Annotated in this window: 17 protein-coding genes; all 17 read left to right on the forward strand. The window is 51.1% G+C overall.

Going from position 1 to position 18,690, the window contains the following annotated elements:
* Positions 1 to 2 precede the first annotated feature (2 nt).
* The 17 genes from PQG83_RS00645 to PQG83_RS00725 all read left to right on the forward strand — a co-directional run bounded on the left by PQG83_RS00645 (position 3) and on the right by PQG83_RS00725 (position 18,670).
* The gene (locus tag PQG83_RS00645; RefSeq protein ID WP_312745551.1) at positions 3 to 638 is read left to right on the forward strand and encodes an ABC-type transport auxiliary lipoprotein family protein; all 636 of its coding nucleotides are present in this window, start codon (positions 3 to 5) and stop codon (positions 636 to 638) included.
* 818 nt (positions 639 to 1,456) lie between these two features.
* A complete protein-coding gene (locus tag PQG83_RS00650) occupies positions 1,457 to 2,512 on the forward strand; it encodes a PAS domain-containing sensor histidine kinase (RefSeq protein ID WP_312745554.1) in 1,056 nt (351 codons plus the stop codon).
* Positions 2,513 to 2,560: 48 nt separating this feature from the next.
* Positions 2,561 to 3,199 (forward strand): response regulator, encoded by a 639-nt coding sequence (locus PQG83_RS00655; RefSeq protein WP_312745557.1) that lies wholly within the window; start codon positions 2,561 to 2,563, stop codon positions 3,197 to 3,199.
* Positions 3,200 to 3,390: 191 nt separating this feature from the next.
* Positions 3,391 to 3,798, forward strand: coding sequence for a response regulator (locus PQG83_RS00660; RefSeq protein ID WP_312745559.1), 408 nt, complete (start codon positions 3,391 to 3,393; stop codon positions 3,796 to 3,798).
* A 452-nt stretch (positions 3,799 to 4,250) separates the two neighbouring features.
* The gene (locus tag PQG83_RS00665; protein ID WP_376753621.1) at positions 4,251 to 5,756 is read left to right on the forward strand and encodes an arylsulfatase; all 1,506 of its coding nucleotides are present in this window, start codon (positions 4,251 to 4,253) and stop codon (positions 5,754 to 5,756) included.
* A gap of 127 nt (positions 5,757 to 5,883) precedes the next feature.
* Positions 5,884 to 6,894, forward strand: a complete 1,011-nt coding sequence (locus PQG83_RS00670; RefSeq protein ID WP_312745565.1) for an HAD family hydrolase — start codon at positions 5,884 to 5,886, stop codon at positions 6,892 to 6,894.
* A gap of 137 nt (positions 6,895 to 7,031) precedes the next feature.
* Positions 7,032 to 7,400 (forward strand): hypothetical protein, encoded by a 369-nt coding sequence (locus PQG83_RS00675; protein WP_312745568.1) that lies wholly within the window; start codon positions 7,032 to 7,034, stop codon positions 7,398 to 7,400.
* A gap of 224 nt (positions 7,401 to 7,624) precedes the next feature.
* Positions 7,625 to 8,524 (forward strand): hypothetical protein, encoded by a 900-nt coding sequence (locus tag PQG83_RS00680; protein WP_312745569.1) that lies wholly within the window; start codon positions 7,625 to 7,627, stop codon positions 8,522 to 8,524.
* 97 nt (positions 8,525 to 8,621) lie between these two features.
* On the forward strand, positions 8,622 to 8,747 hold the full coding sequence (locus PQG83_RS00685; protein ID WP_312745571.1) for a hypothetical protein: 126 nt from the start codon (positions 8,622 to 8,624) through the stop codon (positions 8,745 to 8,747).
* Positions 8,748 to 8,750: 3 nt separating this feature from the next.
* Positions 8,751 to 9,233 (forward strand): DUF3313 domain-containing protein, encoded by a 483-nt coding sequence (locus PQG83_RS00690; protein WP_312745574.1) that lies wholly within the window; start codon positions 8,751 to 8,753, stop codon positions 9,231 to 9,233.
* Between the two features lie 797 nt (positions 9,234 to 10,030).
* Complete coding sequence (locus tag PQG83_RS00695; protein WP_312745577.1) at positions 10,031 to 11,254, forward strand: cation:proton antiporter; 1,224 nt, start codon at positions 10,031 to 10,033, stop codon at positions 11,252 to 11,254.
* A gap of 483 nt (positions 11,255 to 11,737) precedes the next feature.
* Positions 11,738 to 13,996, forward strand: coding sequence for a sensor histidine kinase (locus PQG83_RS00700; RefSeq protein WP_312745580.1), 2,259 nt, complete (start codon positions 11,738 to 11,740; stop codon positions 13,994 to 13,996).
* Positions 13,997 to 14,440 carry a response regulator gene (locus PQG83_RS00705; RefSeq protein WP_312745583.1) on the forward strand — a complete coding sequence of 148 codons (444 nt, stop codon included), beginning with the start codon at positions 13,997 to 13,999 and terminating at the stop codon, positions 14,438 to 14,440.
* A gap of 170 nt (positions 14,441 to 14,610) precedes the next feature.
* Complete coding sequence (locus PQG83_RS00710) at positions 14,611 to 16,467, forward strand: hybrid sensor histidine kinase/response regulator (protein ID WP_312745586.1); 1,857 nt, start codon at positions 14,611 to 14,613, stop codon at positions 16,465 to 16,467.
* A 78-nt stretch (positions 16,468 to 16,545) separates the two neighbouring features.
* Positions 16,546 to 17,178 carry a response regulator gene (locus PQG83_RS00715; RefSeq protein WP_312745589.1) on the forward strand — a complete coding sequence of 211 codons (633 nt, stop codon included), beginning with the start codon at positions 16,546 to 16,548 and terminating at the stop codon, positions 17,176 to 17,178.
* A gap of 187 nt (positions 17,179 to 17,365) precedes the next feature.
* The gene (locus PQG83_RS00720; RefSeq protein ID WP_312745590.1) at positions 17,366 to 17,584 is read left to right on the forward strand and encodes a hypothetical protein; all 219 of its coding nucleotides are present in this window, start codon (positions 17,366 to 17,368) and stop codon (positions 17,582 to 17,584) included.
* Positions 17,585 to 17,674: 90 nt separating this feature from the next.
* Positions 17,675 to 18,670 carry a sugar phosphate nucleotidyltransferase gene (locus tag PQG83_RS00725; RefSeq protein ID WP_312745593.1) on the forward strand — a complete coding sequence of 332 codons (996 nt, stop codon included), beginning with the start codon at positions 17,675 to 17,677 and terminating at the stop codon, positions 18,668 to 18,670.
* Positions 18,671 to 18,690 lie beyond the last annotated feature (20 nt).

The raw sequence follows: 18,690 nt of genomic DNA on the forward strand, positions 1-18,690 counted from the left end.
ACATGACAGCCATGTTCCTGCTGGCGGCCATCATCCTTTCGACAGCACTTTCCGCTTGTGCCCTTTCTCGAGGGACGGATGAGCCGGTGCGGTCATATGTCCTGGAAAGAGTGGAGGGTGGGGAAGGCCGGGGAACGGATAGATCCCGTCCATCGAATTTGCCAAGTCTTCTTGTTTCGCTCCCTCAACCTGCCCCGGGATATGAATCGCAACGAATGGCCTATGAACAGGTTCCCTATGAAATTCGCTATTTTGCCACCAGCCAATGGGTGGATTCCCCCGCTCGAATGCTGGCCCCGTTAATCATGAATGCACTCGACGGCAGTGGGGAATGGGGTGCGGTGATTCAGCTGCCTTCCGTGCTTCGAGGGGACTATCGCTTGGACCTCTCCCAGGTGGCGTTGGTTCAGGAATTCACACAACAGCCGAGTCGAATTCGATTGGCACTGCGGGCACAACTGGTGACCGTTTTTGACCCGCGCGTCATTGGAACGAGGAGTTTCGAATTTTATGAAGTGGCGCCCAGCGAAGATGCTTATGGCGGCGTGCAAGCTGCTCAGAAAGCGATTGGGAGGTTGTTGGTTGAGCTGAAACACTGGTTGCAGGTCTGTCTCCAAACAGGTCAACCGCACTGCTAAGTCTGCATCTTCCGGGATGGGACAGAGGGGGCTGCCTCCACTGATTTCAAAGAACCGTTTCCTTCATACAATTTATCGAACAACACTGTCAGCGGTGTACGTGAAACGCATCGTATGTCATTGAGTGAAGTTCTCAAGAAGGCTGAACAGAAGAAGACTGCTCTTTCTTTTCGGGAGCAGCACTCACATTGCTGCTATTTCTGGAGCCTGGGTTTTAAAAGTGTCAGCGCTCGCGGGAGGATTATCTGGATGTTGCCTCCCCTGGTCCACGGCGTTCTGATTTCCAAACACGGTTAAATACCATTGGTGGTAATGTCTCATCTCCCACCGACATCCTTTAATTCGGGGGAGCAACCCTTTCCCTTTAATTACATTTTGGACCTCACGGGTTACCTCTGAACGGCATGCATGGAAACTTCCACCCTTGTCTAATGTTTGCGTGATTGGCGGTTTTTTTGGGAACGCAAATTGAATATTATTTTTTGAGAAAAGGGGGCATGGGCTTCAAAAAGCATCTATTTAACGGTTAGTTTTGGGAAATTTGTAGTTGAGCCCTTATTAATTGTGGGATTTTGCCCCAAGGGATTTTTTATAAGTGTTCCCATTATGGACAGAAGGAAAAGACAAACAGCGATTTATTTTGCTCCGGAGAGTGAGTAGGGATAGTTTCGCCTGGAGAAAATTTAAGTAGTTAATTCTGTCGCCACGGGTTGTCGCAAAATGGATAGGCGGAAACATTCGACGTTCCTATGATCGGAGAACTCTCTTTCAAGTAAGAGTTAGGGCAGAAGATTGTCGAAAAAATCACAGAGTGAAAAATGCCTGAACAAGAAATGACTCAACCTATTGATTATGTCCAAATGATTGCGAAGTGCGCTCCCGTCATGATGTGGATGGCCGGAACGGACAAACAATTTAATTACTTTAACAAGGCATGGCTTGAATGTACCGGCCGCACGCTGGAACAGGAAATGGGAAATGGCTGGTCAGAGGGGGTCCATCCAGATGACCTCAAGCAATGTCAGGAGACCTATACCACAGCCTTTGACGCCCGCCAAGATTTTAAAATGTCCTTCCGACTCCGTTGTCACGATGGGGCATATCGTTGGATCATGGACACGGGTGCTCCCCTGTTTACTCCCGACGAAATATTTGCCGGTTACATCGGATCCTGTGTAGACATCTCAGAAGTTGCAAAGGCGAAGCAGATCTTACATGAAGTTACTTGCCGGATCTTCCAAGCACAGGAAGAGGAACGGCAGCGGATTGCCAGAGAATTGCATGATGATTTCAGTCAGCGGTTAGCCCTCATGGCGGTCGAATTACAATTACTCACAAGGAAGGGGGCAGACGGTCAGGAGGACCTTGAGCACGCCGCCCGACCGTTGACAGAACAGATCAAAAGGCTCTCATCCGATCTGTACCATCTCTCCCACCATTTTTATCCCACGAAATTGGAGAAGTTGGGATTACTCCCAACCGTGAAGGGATATGTTCGAGAATTGAAAACGCTGTGCTCTTTTTCGGTAAAGGTGTTTGAAAGCAATTTTCCAAAGGTCTTGCCGAAACACATCGATCTCGGCCTGTTTCGAATCATTCAAGAAGCCTTGTGGAATGCTAAAAAATATAGCCAGGTTTCTCAAGCGTTTTTAGAGTTACGAGGCACAACACACAAGGTCTACGTAAAGATTACCGATTGGGGGGTAGGCTTTAAAGAGCATACCATAAAGGAAATGGTCGGTCTCGGGCTTCTCAGTATGGAAGAACGGGCTCGAATCTTGGGAGGAAGCATCACGGTCAAATCCAAGCCAGACAAAGGGACGCAAATTACGGTAGAGATCCCCCTCCCTGGGACGGATTATTACCAAAAATAATTCATTCATTGTCAATTCAAGTTACCCGATCTTCGAAAGGGAAACGCCATGCTCCTTCATCGAATCCTCCTGGCGGATGATCATGCATTGCTGTTGGACGCTTTTTCCAAATTGCTCGAACCTGACTTCACGGTTGTGGGCAAGTTGCAGAATGGCCGTAGTGTGCTGCACGAAGCACGGAAGCTCCGGCCGGACATCATTTTACTGGATATGCACATGCCCTTATTGAATGGGCTTGAGGCGGGTCGGCAAATTAAAAAATTGATGCCGGAAATTCAACTCGTGTATTTGACCGTGGATGAAGACCCCGAATTGGTGAATGAAGCCATACAGGCTGGAGCCTCCGGGTATCTCATCAAAAATTCCGCTGCCTCTGAATTATTCCATGCGCTACGGGAAGTGGTGCAGGGTCGAGTGTATATTACGCCTCTCCTGAAGCAAGCCATGGAGAAAAAATTCGTTCAGGGGACCGGAAAAAGACTGATGACCCAGAAGCTCACTTCGCGACAGCGGGAGGTCCTACAACTGCTGGGGGAAGGCCATTCCATGAAACAAATCGGTTCGATCCTTCACGTCACTCCCCGAACCGTCGCTTTTCACAAATACCGCATGATGGAAGACCTTCGAATGAAATCCGGTGCCGAACTCATCCATCTGGCCATGCAAGAAGGTCTTCTTGCAAAATAACCTCCATCCTCCTCCACCGGTTTGTGTGCACCTGTTAAAAGTAACAGTTCCTTCTCGTCTGCACCTGCCTATACTTCCACCATCGCAAACATTTAAATGGTCACTCGCATGGTGATCGGCCATTGACATGTTTCCTCAACACTGCGTGACGACACTGCATCTGTGAAAACCTTTTATGAAATGAACCGTGTATGGAGCGCATATCCATTTTGCTAGCGGACGATACCGTGGAAATGCAATCCTTCGTTCAACGCATTCTCAACCCTGCATACACCTTGGTGGAATCAGTGACGGACGGACAGGCTGTCTTAGAACGGGTTCCGGTTCTAAAGCCTGCGGTGGTCCTTCTTGATATCTCCATGCCCGGAATGGATGGCTTCACCTGTGCCCGCCGCCTCAAACAAATAGCTGGTAAGACAAAAATCATATTCCTGACCGTTGAGGATGATCAGGAAATTCTTCATGAAGCCCAAGCCATCGGTTATCAGGGATATGTCCTGAAAGCTTGTTTAGCGACGGACTTGAATATGGCCATTCATGAAGCTCTGGAAAATCGATGTTTTACCTCCTCTTCCGAAGGCCTGAACGACAATTCGTAAATGGAGTCCGGCTTTAAATATTATTCTCAAATACTCCTGCTTCTCATCCCTCTGTTGCATGTGTTCAACGCCGGACCGAAGAACCAAAACGCGTTGAGGCCCTCAACAGCCAGTATGAATGACACAGGTAATGAATGCCGGATTGGTGGTTTTTTTTGCTGAACGGCTTTACCTCCGTTATTCTGGCGGGGTGCCAGGTTAATACATGAGTGGCACTCCAGGACCACTCGTCCCATGATCCTTCAATGTGCCTTTTCTTTCTCAACCCGCCCGGGCATCCAAAAACACTGTCATTTTTGACAGTAGGAAGGTATGACGCCCTGGGCTATAAAAGACTTTGGTTCTTTAATTCGATATTCATCATATTTCCACTTCTAATAGGATAAAGGAGGGTGGGTATGAAATGTTTTCAACCGTTCAAAATTCTGCTGGCCTTGGCTTTCATTTTGGCTATGGTTTTACCCGTTGGGGCACAGGACAAACCGAACATCGTCATCATCTGGGGGGATGACATCGGGCGAAGTAATATCAGCGCCTACACGAAAGGCATGATGGGTTATCAGACGCCCAATATTGACCGTGTAGCCCATGAAGGCATGATTTTTACGGACTATTACGCGGAGCAGAGTTGCACGGCCGGCCGTTCGGCCTTCATTACCGGGCAGAGTGTCTTCCGCACCGGGCTGAGTAAAGTGGGATTACCGGGGGCCGACCTCGGTATGCGAAAGGAAGATCCCACGATTGCCGAACTCCTGAAACCGCTGGGCTACGCCACCGGCCAGTTCGGCAAAAATCACCTGGGCGACAAGGATGAGATGCTTCCCAGCAACCATGGCTTTGATGAGTTTTACGGCAATCTCTATCATCTAAATGCCGAGGAGGAGCCGGAGCTGCCTGACTATCCGAAGGCCTCGGACTTCCCTAATTTCAAAAAGAAATACGGTCCACGCGGTGTGATCCACAGTTTTTCCGATGGCAGGATTACCGATACCGGACCATTGACGAAGAAGCGCATGGAAACCATTGACGACGACATTGCGGCTCGAGCCAATGAATTCATCGAGAAACAGCACAAGGCGGGTAAGCCGATGTTCGTGTGGGTGAATTTCACGCACATGCATTTCCGGACCCATCCGAAGTCGGAAAGTGTGGGGCAGGCCGGTCGCTGGCAGAGTCCCTATCATGACACCATGATCGACCATGACAAAAACGTCGGCCAGGTTCTCAACAAGCTTGATGAACTGGGCATCGCCGACAACACAATTGTGATGTACGGAACCGACAATGGACCGCACATGAACTCGTGGCCTGATAGCGGCATGACCCCTTTCAGGAATGAAAAGAACTCCAACTGGGAAGGCGCCTACCGCGTTCCTGCCATGGTGCGGTGGCCGGGTAAGATCAAGGCCGGTTCGATCTCCAATGAGGTTATGTCGCACATGGACTGGATGCCTACGCTGCTTGCGGCCGCCGGAGATCCTGACATCAAGGGGAAACTCCTGAAAGGCCATAAAGCGGGTGAAAAGAATTTCAAAGTCCATCTCGATGGCTATAACTTTCTGCCGTTTCTCACCGGGCAGGAAAAGAAAGGCCCACGTCAGGAATACTTTTATTTCTCCGATGATGGGAACTTGACCGGACTCCGTTACGATAACTGGAAGGTGGTCTTCGCTGAGCAAAGGCAACGGGGTACCCTGCAGATTTGGTTTGAACCTTTTACTCAACTGCGTGCGCCCAAACTCTTCAATCTACGGATGGATCCGTATGAACGGGCGGACGTGACCTCAAACACCTATTGGGATTGGCTGATTGATCATGTGTTCTTATTCGTCCCGGCACAGGCCATTGTGGGCGAGTTCCTGCAGACCTTCCAGGAATTTCCGCCACGACAAAAGGCGGCCAGTTTCACGGTCGACCGGGTGCTGGAGAGTTTACAGACGCCCGCGCAGGGGAGATAACTTCGGTAGGATTCCGGTTTAGAAAAGACCGCGCTTGGCCATGCGCCGGGCGCGGTCTTTTTCGTTCCAAACCCGAAGGACACAGTTTTTTTAAAACGAAATCCCAATAATACAAGAGGGAATCATCATGCTTAGGAAAATTCCGAAAGTTCGATTGTGGTTTATTGGATTGCTGTATTTCTGTTTGGCCGTATCCGCTGACTATGCCTATGCGAAAGATCCACTGCCGTCTTGGAATGAGGGAACCAGCAGGCAAGCGATCATTCATTTCGTTGAGCGAACGACCACGGAAGGTAAGCCTGAATTCGTGCCGGTGGATCAACGCATGGCGGTGTTTGATAACGATGGTACCTTGTGGTCTGAGCAACCTGCCTATTTCCAACTGCTCTTTGCCATCGATCGCATCAAAGAATTAGCCCCAACGCATCCTGAATGGCAGACCCAGATGCCCTTCAAGGCGGTCCTGGAAAATGATATGGCGGCACTCGCCGCTTCCGGTGAAAAAGGGTTGATACAACTCGTCATGGCTTCGCACGCGGGAATGATGACGACGGAGTTCGAACAGATCGTCACAGACTGGCTGGGTATGGCCAGGCATCCCCGCTTCAAGCGGCCGTATACGGATCTCGTCTTCCAGCCGATGCTTGAGTTGCTAATGTATCTTCGGGCCCATGACTTCAAGACCTATATTGTGTCCGGGGGCGGGATTGAATTCATGCGGCCCTGGACGGAAAACATTTATGGCATCCCCCGCGAGCAGGTTATTGGAAGCAGTATCAAGGTGAAGTTGGAGTTACGTAATGGGAACCCAGTGCTTGTTCGTCTCCCTGAAATTGACTTCATCGACGACAAAGCAGGCAAGCCAGTGGGCATTCACAAGTTCATCGGCCGCCGGCCTATCGCGGCGTTCGGCAACTCCGATGGCGATTTGCAAATGCTCCAATGGACGGCAGCAGGGAAAGGGCCACGGTTCATGCTGTTGGTCCACCATACGGATGCCGAGCGGGAGTGGGTGTATGACCGAAAGTCTAAAATTGGTCATCTTGACAAAGCCTTAGATGAAGCTCAGAAGCGTGGGTGGACAGTTGTGGACATGAAGAAGGACTGGAAAGTCATTTACCCTTTCCAGAAATATTAAGCCAATTCATAAATTTCAACCCCAATGTGTGGATGGTTTCTGTGAAGCGGATGAAAACTGGTAACGGACCCTAATTTTTTCGGGGATGCGGCTATGGCTAGTGCCAACCTTAGAGTTTGCGGGAGATTATCACCATTATGATTACCGAACATATCCAACTTATTTTATTGGTGTCGGGTGTGGCGACCATGGGTGCCAGTGTGCAATTTTTGGCTCCTCGCCTGATTCTTAAGCTGCTGTATGAGGTGGAACCTTCCGAACCCACAATCCTTCTCCTGGCCAAGCATTGGGGATTGCTGATCTTTTTGGTTGGCGCGTTGTTGGTGTATAGCGCCTATGATTCAAGTACGCGTGATCCTGTCCTTGTCGTGGCCACTCTGGAAAAAATAGTCTTTGCGGGTTTCATCTTTCTTGGTCCCGTCAAAAAAACATCCGTCGGAACATTCGTGGCGGCTGGCGACACGTCTTTTGTGGTGTTGTACCTGTTGTATTTCCTGGGATTCTAGAAAATAGGATAGAGCCCTGAATGACTCTATTTTGCTCCCTTCGCCCGTCGACTTTGGAATGACAAGGCACAACAATTCCGCTCTGATGGTCGCGCTTCGCACAGACCATGAAAAAATCTGCCTGAAATTTTATGCCTCACCTGTCAATTTTGACAGTGTCACGGTTACCAAGAACGCTCATAAAATAGAGTTCGGATGGTGTTACGGTTGGAGGGAGGAGCTGTGTGGTGTTCCGTATTGTGACAAGAGGTAAATACCTTCAGGAATTGAATCGGGCTCTGACCCGGGCAGCCGGAATGCTCATTCTCTTACTGGCTATCTTCTGCGCCCCGCTCGAGGCTATGGCTGCAGCCGATGAATCCGAAGATCAGGGTTGGCAATTCATCGTGACACCATATGTTTGGGTGGTGGGCCTCGAAGGAGATTTGACGATTAAAGGCCGAACGGCCGATGTCGATGCGAGTTTTCTCGATATCATTCGAAACTCCGATTCCATCTTCGGATTTTTGGGAAATTTTGAGGTACGCAAGGGACGATGGGGAGCGTTTGTCGACGGCACATATTTAGACTTGGAATCTGATACGGTCCGCTTTGGCCCGGTTTCTTCGGATGCGAAGGTCAAAGTTGCTCTCATTTCATTCGGAGCCAGTTACCGCCTTGCAGAATGGTCATTGGCGGATGCTCCTGGTGGTGATCCTTCCTATGCGGGACAGAAGATGGTGGTGGATTTCTACGCAGGCGGGCGCTATACGTCGCTGGACGGTACGCTTGATGCCAATATTAATCTGACGCCCGGACCTTTGAATCTCTCCGCTGGACGAAAATTTAAGGGGTCCCCGGACTGGGTTGATCCGATATTTGGCCTCCGAACCACCACTGAGGTGTTTCCAAAAATAAAGCTACTTCTCGCAGGCGATATCGGCGGCTTTGGCGCCGGTTCGGATTTTACCTGGCATGCGGATGGTTTGTTGGGCTATGACTTTTCATTGTTCTCGAAAAAGTCAACGGTCTGGGCCGGGTACCGGGCACTGTATCAGGATTACGAGACTGGATCAGGCCGGAACAGGTTTGAATGGAAGATGACCATGCACGGTCCCGTGACCGGATTGAGCATTCATTTTTAAATGAGATCTGGCATAGGACGGCTAAGACGAGCATGGAAAGGGCCTTTCCCTTGTCGTTCATTTTTTTAAAAAATAAAAAAATGAGAGAAGCATGAACATGCAGAAACTTTTGACACTCTTGATAGTTACTTCGTTGATGGTGGCGGTGGCTGTCGGATGTGCCAAAACCAAACAGGCCGGTGGCTATGGAAAAGCGGAGCCTTCCGGGTACCTCGGGGATTAATCGATGCTGAAAGAAGGTGAAAAGGGGCAAGCGACGCTGGTGTACATAAAAGAGGATCCGGCAAAATGGAAATCCTTCGATAAAATTTTGCTCAAGCCTGTCCAAGTGTGGCGAGGTGAAGAATCAAATGCCAAGGACATGGATAAAGAAGATGCGGAATTGCTAGGCCGGTATCTTTGGTCAAAACTCAATGAAGAGTTGCAAAAGGACTACCAGATGGTAGACAAGCCTGGTCCGGGTGTCCTTGTATTCGAAATGGCAATCACGGAAACCGGAAAGTCTATGCCTATACTGGATCTAGCCACCAATCTGTATCCCGGGGCGCTGGTGCTTTCACAAGGTAAGCGCCTGGCCCTTGGAACGAACTCCTTTGTGGGTGAAGCTTCTGTCGAAGCGAAGGGGACCGACGCCCAGGACGGTACTTTAATGTTTGCTGCCGTGGATCGGCGTGGGGGGGGGGAAATATCTCACGAAAAATCGATTTGACCGTTGGGATGATGTGGAAGAGGCCTTCTCCTACTGGGCCAAAAAAGCCCGCTGGCGTCTCTGTAAGCAGCGGGATGGTGCCAACTGTGAAGAGCCATCGGAGTAAACATGACAATTGGCTGCTCTGAAGCCATTTTGCTCCCAAGCGGTAACCGATAATGCATGGAGTTTCCCAATGGACTTGATCCTATGGTTGGTCTTTGAACGATCACAAACGTGTTTCCGACCTTAAGGTTAGTCCTCGCAGGTGTCGGGGGCGGTTCGAGTTATACATGGCATGGGAATGTAGGAGCATTGGTAAATATCATTATCTATCTACAGCGGGGTGTGACGAGAAGATATGGAGTAAAGTTTTTATTCAAGGATTTTTGTTTGTGTTTGTCATGGGGTTACTCAGCGTGTGTGGCGCCACGCGTCAGGCCCGATCGGTTGAGCAGGCCTGCTTTCAGGTGATGCGTATTCGCAGATGCGGGAAGGCGAAGATGATGAAGCTCTCATGGGACATCCCATACCTTCATCGCCTGCCATGAATGCGATCTCCTCCATCGTGTTCACTCGTTGCGCGTTGTGGAGCCATATTATGCAGGCTTTTGCACTAACGACGTAGAATCCCAACAAATTTTTTTCATACTCGCGGAGGATTTAGCACGTGCGGCACCGCCTTCGAGTTCACGACACTCTACGACTCCCAATAAGGCTTCTGCATTCCCAATTAACAAAAGTGATACACCGTTTCTTACAAAAATAAGAAAAATAGTGCTCAGGATTATGATTCGGAAAACCTTGAAAGGGTTTTGATGTATCAGACGCTCGCGATCCTGGCGGTATTTATTCTTATTTACAGTTCCGTCGCCGGCGGCATGGAGCGTACGCCGATCAGTGGCCCGATAATTTTTACGGCCTTTGGGGTGCTTGTCGGGCCGGTAGGGTTGGGCCTCTTGGCTCTGGAAGTGACGGCCGAAACTATTCGGATGCTTGCGGAATTGACCTTGGCACTGGTCTTGTTCACCGATGCCGCCGCGGCTGATCTGGCCACGCTACGCACAACATGGCGGTTGCCCGTGCGCCTGCTGTTATTGGGTTTACCTCTCACCATATTGGTTGGTTTCGGGGTGGGGAAAATGTTCTTTCCTGACATGTCCGGTTTCGAAGTGGCGCTGCTGGCGACGCTGCTCGCCCCGACGGATGCCGCCCTCGGCAAGGGTGTGGTGACCAACCAGGCTGTCCCCAAAAACGTTCGGCAAAGTCTCAGCGTCGAGAGTGGTCTCAACGATGGGATCTGCGTCCCGATCCTCCTGGTGTTCCTCGCGCTCGCCATTGAGCAGCATGGGGATAAAAGTACGGGTTCTCTGGTGTTCAGCTTCCTTGTCAAGGAAATCGGCATTGGCGTCGTCGTCGGGCTTGTCCTGACCGGTGGGGCTGTCAGCCTGCTACGCTTCTGTCATCGCCGCCAGTGGATTTCCGACATCTGGATTCAGTTACCGGTCATCAGCCTGGCCATCGGATGCTTCGCGATGGCGCAGCTATTCGGCGGGAGTGGATTCATTGCCGCGTTCGTGGGAGGACTGCTGTTCGGTGTTCGACTCAAGGAGTACCGTAAAGAGCTGCTACGCGCCGTGGAAGGTGAGGGTGAGACCTTTGCACTGCTGACCTGGGTGATCTTCGGCACGGCAGTGGTCGGCAAGGCCTTCCAGTATTTTAGCTGGCCTATTCTCCTGTATGCCGTGCTGAGCCTGACCCTTATTCGCATGGTGCCGGTCTTTGTCTCACTCACCGGTCTCGGAGTGAGTCTCGAGGGCAGATTGTTTATGGGCTGGTTTGGTCCGCGGGGACTGGCGAGCATTGTGTTCGGCGTCATCGTGTTAAATGCCCATCTGCCAAACAGCCGCGTGATAGCCCACGTGGTGGTCTGGACGGTGATTCTCAGCATTCTTCTCCATGGCGTTACCGCCAATATCTGGGCCCGGGGATACGGTCAGCGCTGGCAATTAGCGCAGGGTGGTAAGAGCGGGGAAAGCTGACGTTAAATAAGGAAGGAGGCAAGTGGTTTATCCCCGATTATATAAACGACATGAAGAGAGATAAGAACATGAACATTCCCAATGGCACCCGCAATTCTGAACATATCATGGTTTTCCATATGCTCCGCCCCTGCGATGGCTAGAAAAACGTCCTAATTGTTAACCCCACACGCAGGAGATCCGACAGCCCTTTTCTGGGCGGTCTTTGAAAACTTAATAAAAATCCTGTTTTGCAGGCCTAGCCCGGGCAGGTCTCTTGACCTCAACTTTTCACCATGGTTAGGATGACAACTTTCCGGGTCCTCTACGATGATGTTGTGTTCTCATTCTGTCACTGGTTGTCATCCACTCGCCCCCAAGGTGCTGACTCTATCTCGCTCAAATGCCTCTTCCATGATTCACCAACACCAATAAACGACAAGTCACATTCACACCCAGCATCAGGTTGATGGCCTTCTCCATTCACTGGAATGGTGTGAGGCGGTGAGTGCCCTCCTACTCTCTCCCATTGACAGGATGTCACCAAACGCGATTATGCAGATACCCAAAAGTTCCTACCAATGGTTGTCATGGCTTCGTATCTTTTTGGTGGTCGGCGTTCTGGCCCTTGGGGCCGTGGCCGTTTCCCTGCTTGAAAATCAAACTGTGGAATCTGCCGGTAGAAGCCTGACTCAGGTCGCGGCCGATATTGCCTATAAGTTGGACCTGCTCCTGTTTGAGCGGTATGGGGATATTCAAACCATGGCCCAATCAGGTGTCTTTCATGGCCAGGACGTCCAGGCGATGAACAATTATTTTGATTTGCTTCAGGAAGCCTACCCTGTCTATCGATGGTTAGCGGTTACCGATGAGCAGGGTAGGATCATTGCCGCCTCCGACCGGTCCAGTATTGGGGGAGACCAGAGTCATAAGCCCTGGTTTCAAGCTGTGCGGGATAGGGGCGGTATTCATATTCAAAATGCCGAGCCCTCCCCTGAAGTCGGCGGGGTGATGGCCGTAGCCTTCTCGGCTCCGATTCTTGGCTCTCCAGAAGAGTTTTTGGGTGCCGTGACCGCACGGGTCGGGCTCCCTGATCTCCAACAGGTTTTCGACCGGACCGTCATTCCTATTCAGATGCCTGAAGGCCCTTCTGCGATGGGTGAGTGGCATTTGCTGGACAAGGATGGCAACCTCCTTGCCGATTCGGTTCTACACGAAGAGGGAAAAGTTAATCTGGGAGACCTCGGAGTGCAGTCCGCTCTGGTGAGTGCTTCGGGCCCGCCCGGCTATGTGGAAGAATGGCATAAACGACGAGGGGTCCCAATCCTGAGAGGGTATGCCCGCACCAAGGGCATGGGCGAATTTCCGAGTCTGCATTGGACGGTCCTCGTCAACCTGGATCGCAGTGTGATTCTGGCACCCCTGCACCGGATCGTCTGGAATTTGGGTCTTGTCGGAAGTATTATCTTTTTCCCCTTGATTGGGCTGTTATATTGGCTCTCCTATCTCTTGAAACAGGAATCGGGTCAGGCTCAAGCCGAGGCGGCTCGTGCCTTGACAGCCGAACAAGATTCTCGCGCGGCGCGGGATCAGCTGGCGGATGTGCTTGACCATGCACCCGATCCCATCTTTTTTTCCGACACAGAGGGGAACATCACGAGGTTTAGTCGTGGGGCCGAGAGAGTATTGGGATATCCCGCCGAAGCCATCGTTTCGAAGCCCGTAACAGAACTGCTTCTGGAACCGGATCAATGGAAGCCAATCCTGGATGAATTACACAACAAAGGGGAGGTGGTTGGTCGTGAGGTGGAATTCCGGAATCCCGATGGCCAACCGGTGATCATCAGTCTCACGCTTTCAGTTCTTCGGAACGCAGGCGGGGAACCGGTCGGGACGGTTGGCTTGTGTAAAGACGTCACCGCCGGAAAGCGAACCGAAGAATCTCTTCGAATCAGCAATCAGGAACTGGAGCATTTTGTCTATGCCATTTCCCATGACCTACAAGCCCCCCTCCGGGGCATGCAGGGATTTGCGGTCCTGCTGTTAAAACGAGCAAAGGAGCGGCTGGATCAGAAGGAACGGCATTACCTGGAGCGGATTCAGAAAGGCGCTGAGCGCATGGAGGAACTCATCCGGGATCTGTTAGATTATTCCCGCATCGAACGCATTTCCCATCCATGGGAACTCGTGCCCATGGAGCAAATCATTCATCAGGTGCGTCTGGATATGGAAGACCGTATCCGTCATACCCACGCGGACTTCAAGGTCGAGAGTTCATTCCCATGGGTGTATGGAGACCGGGTTCGGCTGGCACAACTCTGGGCCAATCTGGTGTCTAACGCCCTGAAATATGCCAAATCGGGGGAGCCGCCGGTCATCCATATCGGATGTCAGGAGGATGGCCAACACTTCACTTTCTTTATCCGGGACAACGGGATTGGAATCCCTCCTGAATTTCACGGGAAAATTTTTGGTATCTTCAACCGGCTGCATACACACGAACAGATTGAAGGCACGGGTATAGGGCTGGCCATTGTGAAACGCATTGTGGATTTCCACAGAGGAAAAATTTGGGTAGAGTCCGAGGAGGGAAAAGGGAGTATGTTCTTTTTCACGCTTCCCAAAACGTCTGGAGGATACGGGAAAAAAGGACGGCCAGTATCTCCCTCACCAGAAAAAAGCGTCGAGGCCATTGACGGTCGCGAGACAGAATACTCATTGAGAACATCGAGTTCCATCCCGTTGTCGGGGGAGGAGAAATAAATGAATGTCAATCCGGTTGAGATTTTGCTTATTGAAGACAATGAAGACGACATCGAACTCACGAGGGAAGCCTTGGATGCGGGAAAGATTGCCAATACCCTCACCGTCATTCGTGATGGGCAGGAGGCGATTAAGCACCTGTTTGAGAATGTGCAAACGCCACTCACGCCGGACCGATATCCAAAATTGATCCTCTTGGATTTGCGATTGCCCAAAGTGGATGGCATCGAAGTGTTAAAGCGGATCAAAGAGGAACCTGTGCTCTGTCGTGTTCCCGTGGTGGTGCTGACCACTTCGAAACGGGACGAGGATATTGTTCGATCCTATGATCTGGGAGTGAATTCCTACATTCAAAAACCCGTGTATTTTGATAAATTTGTCGAGACCATCAAAACCCTGGAACTCTATTGGGTCTTGACGAATATCCCGCCTCCCTATTTGTAGTTGTTGTGTCCTCCGAAGAATCTCGAAATTTTCCCTCAAGTGTGGAAGCGTTGGAACATTCTATGGTGTGGACTCTCGTGTGTGAGGAGTAAGCTTTTGGTCGGTCGGAGGGCGGAGACAGGGGATGCTGTTGCTCAAATATGAACCTGGAGGAAAAGAGGTCGGTTGGGATGCTTGATAAAAACCCGCAACGATTTTTGATCATTGACGACGATCCCGATGATGTAGAGCTGGCCAGTGAAGCTCTTTGGCAGAGGTGGCCCGACAGTATTATCGAAGGAGCCGCAACAGCGGAAGCAGGATTGGAAAAAGTCAGAGCTTCCTGCTGGTCATTGATTCTTTTAGATTACAAGCTTCCCGGAAAAAACGGACTGGAGGTACTCAAGGAGTTAAAACTTCTTTCTCCCGAGACCAGCATCATCCTCCTCACGGGACATGGCGATGAAGCGACAGCGGTTCAGGTGATGCTGGCCGGTGCCGATTATTATCATCGAAAATCTACAGACTTCCTGGTTGACCTTCCCGTCGTGGTTGGTGAGGTGCTGGAAAAGCGTCATTTGCGCCTCATGGTGAAGCATACGGATGAGCGCTATCATCGTCTCATTGCCAACATCACCGACATCGTATTCGAATTGGATGCCGGGGGCTGCTTTCAATATGTGAGCCCCGCGGTATTCCACATACTTGGCTATTCCCCCGAAGATATGAAGGGATTCCCAGTCTCATACTATCTCCATCCCGAGGATCTTTCTCGTTATGCCCACTGGTTCAAAGAGGAGGGCATGAAAAGCCCGGGGCCCGCAGAATTCAACGCCCGTTTCATGCCCAAAGCCGGCGACGCCCGCGAGATCGAGATGAAAGCGACCGTCATTTATGATCAGCACAATCAGATTTCCGATATCGTGGGTATCGCACGGGATGTCACGGAACGTAAAAAGGCGGAAGCCTCACTGGCGCGACTCCACTATCAGTATGAACTTTTGTTGAACTCAGTTCACGATGGGATTTTTGGGGTTGATCTGGAGGGAAAGGCCACCTTGGTGAATCCGGCCGCCGCGCACATGCTTGGGTATTCGAGGGGCGAATTGCAAGGAAAAGCTACGCATCCCATTTTTCACCATCACAAAGTTGATGGCGCTCCCTTCCCGGTTGAGGACTGTATTATCTATCAGGCCTTTCGGGACGGGAAGGTCCATCATGTATCGGAAGATGTATTCTGGAAAAAGGATGGGACGCATTTCTGGGTGGAATATACCAGCAATCCTATCTGCGAAAACGGCAGCATCGTGGGCGCCGTGGCCACATTCCGGGACATCACGGAACGCAAAAAATCAGAGGAGCGTTTAAAGAAATCTCATGAACAATTACGCGATCTGGCTGCGCATCTGCAAACGGTCAGGGAAGAGGAGCGAACACTGGTCGCTCGTGAAATTCACGATGAAATGGGTTCAGCGCTCACGTGCTTGAAAATGGACCTGGCCTGGATGGCCAAGAGAATCCCGCCGACTGATACCAGTGTGGGCTCAAAGCTTTCAACAAAAATGCGTTCGATGTCAACGCTCCTGGATGGTATGGTCCAATTGGTGCAGAAAATTGCGACAGAATTGCGCCCGGGAGTATTGGACGAGCTTGGCCTGGGGCCGGCCATTGAATGGCAAGCGAAGGAATTTCGGTCCCGGACCGGAGTCATCTGCGCATTGGATATTCATCCTGAGAGTCTGGTCGTCAGCGGTGATCGCGCCACAACGATCTTTCGAATCCTTCAGGAGATCTTGACCAATGTAACCCGTCATGCCAAGGCCACCAGGATCAGCATCCAGATGAGGAAGTCTGGGGGGCACCTGGAATTGAAAGTTGCGGATAATGGTTGCGGCATTACTCCCCTGCAGATTTCCAGCCCTAAATCCCTGGGCCTGGTCGGCATGCGTGAGCGCGCTCTTCTTTGGGGTGGTGAGATGTCAATCATCGGTGACCCGGAGAAAGGCACAACGGCCATCCTACGGTTGCCGCTTCATTCTGAAGCGTAAACAGCATGGACGATATGGAGATCCACCCGTTGATCGTCCCTTATTCATGAATGTGGGTGACAGGTTTTGAGGAACGATATGGTAAAAATTCTGGTTGCCGACGATCACGCCGTGGTTCGTCAAGGTGTCAAGCAAATTATCACCGACGATTTCGACCACGCGATCATAGGTGAAGCCTCCAATATCCATGAGGTGCTTGACCTCGTGGGGAAACGAAAATGGGATATTGTGATCCTGGACATGACCATGCCAGGCCGAAGCGGCCTGGATGCGCTCAAGGATCTGAAACAACTTCACCCTAAACTGCCGGTCCTGGTTTTAAGTATGCATCCGGAAGATCAATTCGCGGTGCGCGTGTTAAAGGCGGGTGCAGCAGGTTATCTGACGAAGGATAGTGCCGCAGAGGAATTGGTCACCGCGATTCAGAAAGTGTTGCAGGGCGGAAAGTATATCAGTTCCTCCCTCGCTGAAGTTTTAGCCATGTCTCTATCAGATGACCTCGGAAGCCCACCCCACCTCACCCTGTCAGACCGGGAATATCAGATCCTCAGCTTGATTGCCTCAGGTAAGACTGCCCGGGATATTGCCGAGGAACTGTCCCTTGGTGCGAGCACCATCAGTACGTACCGCTCACGTATCCTTCAGAAGCTGAAAATGAAGAATAATGCGGAATTAACCCGGTACGCCTTTCAGCATCAGTTAGTCCCGTAATTCGACGGTCAGGCAGGGATTTTTGTTCCTGAGGGCATCGCCTCCGTCATTCCCGTCTCTGTAGTACAAACCACGACAACGCAATCGTAAAAAATATGATTGGAAAATCATCGTATTGGTGATTGTGGCGCTTTTGTCACGTTGCTATACCTCTATCCACAGTAGGAAGACGATGAAGGAGTAAATCATGCAAGGATCGTGTCTCCGATGTGGGGGATGGATGATCGAGACCTTTGTTGAAGGTGAAGCGGTGTGTCGGGATGATCCGGGGGGTATTTGGAAATGTGTGAATTGCGGCGAGGTGATTGATTCGCAGATTCTCGCTAATCGCCAGACCGGGAGTCACAGGCAAAGCGAAATCTCTCTACGGAGGCATGGTTCTGCCACTCTCAGTCGAGTCAGTTGATCAATCTATGGAAAAGACGTGTGTGTCAGGCGCACCAGGAAGTTGTCGGGTTTGTAACGGTGCCGTCTGGTGCCAGACGAGGAGGATGTCGTGAAGGATTCACAAAGACAGCATGACGGGGTCTGGTCGATTGTGTTGGCGGGAGGTAATGGGGAACGGCTTAAGCCTGCAATCTCTCAATGGTTTGGCAATCAACACCCGAAGCAATATTGCACGTTTGTGGGGACACGTTCCATGTTGCAACACACCATAGACCGTGCCGATCGCTTGGGGGCATCAGACCGTCGGGTGACGGTGATCGCACAGGCCCATCAACATCTGGCGTGGGAACAAATGGAAAACCGATCATCCGGCACCGTCATCAGTCAACCCCTCAATCGTGATACCGGTCCCGGGATCTTTCTCCCGCTCACCCATGTCCGTGCGCGTGACGCGAAAGCTACGGTGGTGATTTATCCGTCGGATCATTTTGTGTGTCCCGAGGGGCGATTTTTGGACATCGTAGGGCGAGCTGTTTCGGCAACGGAATGGTTAACGGACCGGCTTGTGATGCTCGGGGTTCCACCTGACCGGCCGGAAACGGATTATGGGTGTATTGAACTGGGAAAGGAGCTTGGGTGGGCCTCCGGTCACCAGATCCGGGGTGTGAAATCATTTATAGAAAAACCCTCTTCTTTCGTCACTCTGACCAAAAGCCGGTCAGGCATGTGCTGGAACACGCTGGTGTTTGCCGCCAAAGTGGAAACGCTGTGGAAGTTGGGATGGCAGTGTATTCCTGAAATGATGCCGTTATTTGAAAGGTTGGGCCACGCGATTGGCACCTCATATGAAGGAACCGTGTTGGAATCGATCTATGGCGTGATGCCTGCCTGGAATTTCTCTTCACTCCTGCTTTCCCGTGCGACAGCCAATCTTGCCGTGCTCCAAATGGCCGGGGTGTCATGGAGTGATTGGGGAAGTCCGGAACGGATTGCAGAGGATATTCATCGATTTGGGCTGCAGCCGACTTTTTCTTTGGAAAATGAGAGCCAAATGAGGAAATCTCGACGGTTAGATATTCAGCCGGCCAACGCCTTCCAACCCTGATGAAGTGATTGGTCAACATG

It is taken from the genome of Candidatus Nitrospira neomarina (genome assembly GCF_032051675.1).
GTDB classification, from domain to species: Bacteria; Nitrospirota; Nitrospiria; order Nitrospirales; family UBA8639; genus Nitrospira_E; species Nitrospira_E neomarina.

Excerpts from the sequence above, each read along its gene's own strand:
- PQG83_RS00645 (WP_312745551.1), top strand. The coding sequence starts at position 3 with ATGACAGCCATGTTCCTGCTGGCGGCCATCATCCTTTCGACAGCACTT.
- PQG83_RS00650 (WP_312745554.1), top strand. The coding sequence starts at position 1,457 with ATGCCTGAACAAGAAATGACTCAACCTATTGATTATGTCCAAATGATT.
- PQG83_RS00655 (WP_312745557.1), top strand. The coding sequence starts at position 2,561 with ATGCTCCTTCATCGAATCCTCCTGGCGGATGATCATGCATTGCTGTTG.
- PQG83_RS00660 (WP_312745559.1), top strand. The coding sequence starts at position 3,391 with ATGGAGCGCATATCCATTTTGCTAGCGGACGATACCGTGGAAATGCAA.
- PQG83_RS00665 (WP_376753621.1), top strand. The coding sequence starts at position 4,251 with ATGGTTTTACCCGTTGGGGCACAGGACAAACCGAACATCGTCATCATC.
- PQG83_RS00670 (WP_312745565.1), top strand. The coding sequence starts at position 5,884 with ATGCTTAGGAAAATTCCGAAAGTTCGATTGTGGTTTATTGGATTGCTG.
- PQG83_RS00675 (WP_312745568.1), top strand. The coding sequence starts at position 7,032 with ATGATTACCGAACATATCCAACTTATTTTATTGGTGTCGGGTGTGGCG.
- PQG83_RS00685 (WP_312745571.1), top strand. The coding sequence starts at position 8,622 with ATGCAGAAACTTTTGACACTCTTGATAGTTACTTCGTTGATGGTGGCG.
- PQG83_RS00690 (WP_312745574.1), top strand. The coding sequence starts at position 8,751 with ATGCTGAAAGAAGGTGAAAAGGGGCAAGCGACGCTGGTGTACATAAAA.
- PQG83_RS00695 (WP_312745577.1), top strand. The coding sequence starts at position 10,031 with ATGTATCAGACGCTCGCGATCCTGGCGGTATTTATTCTTATTTACAGT.
- PQG83_RS00705 (WP_312745583.1), top strand. The coding sequence starts at position 13,997 with ATGAATGTCAATCCGGTTGAGATTTTGCTTATTGAAGACAATGAAGAC.
- PQG83_RS00710 (WP_312745586.1), top strand. The coding sequence starts at position 14,611 with ATGCTTGATAAAAACCCGCAACGATTTTTGATCATTGACGACGATCCC.
- PQG83_RS00715 (WP_312745589.1), top strand. The coding sequence starts at position 16,546 with ATGGTAAAAATTCTGGTTGCCGACGATCACGCCGTGGTTCGTCAAGGT.
- PQG83_RS00720 (WP_312745590.1), top strand. The coding sequence starts at position 17,366 with ATGCAAGGATCGTGTCTCCGATGTGGGGGATGGATGATCGAGACCTTT.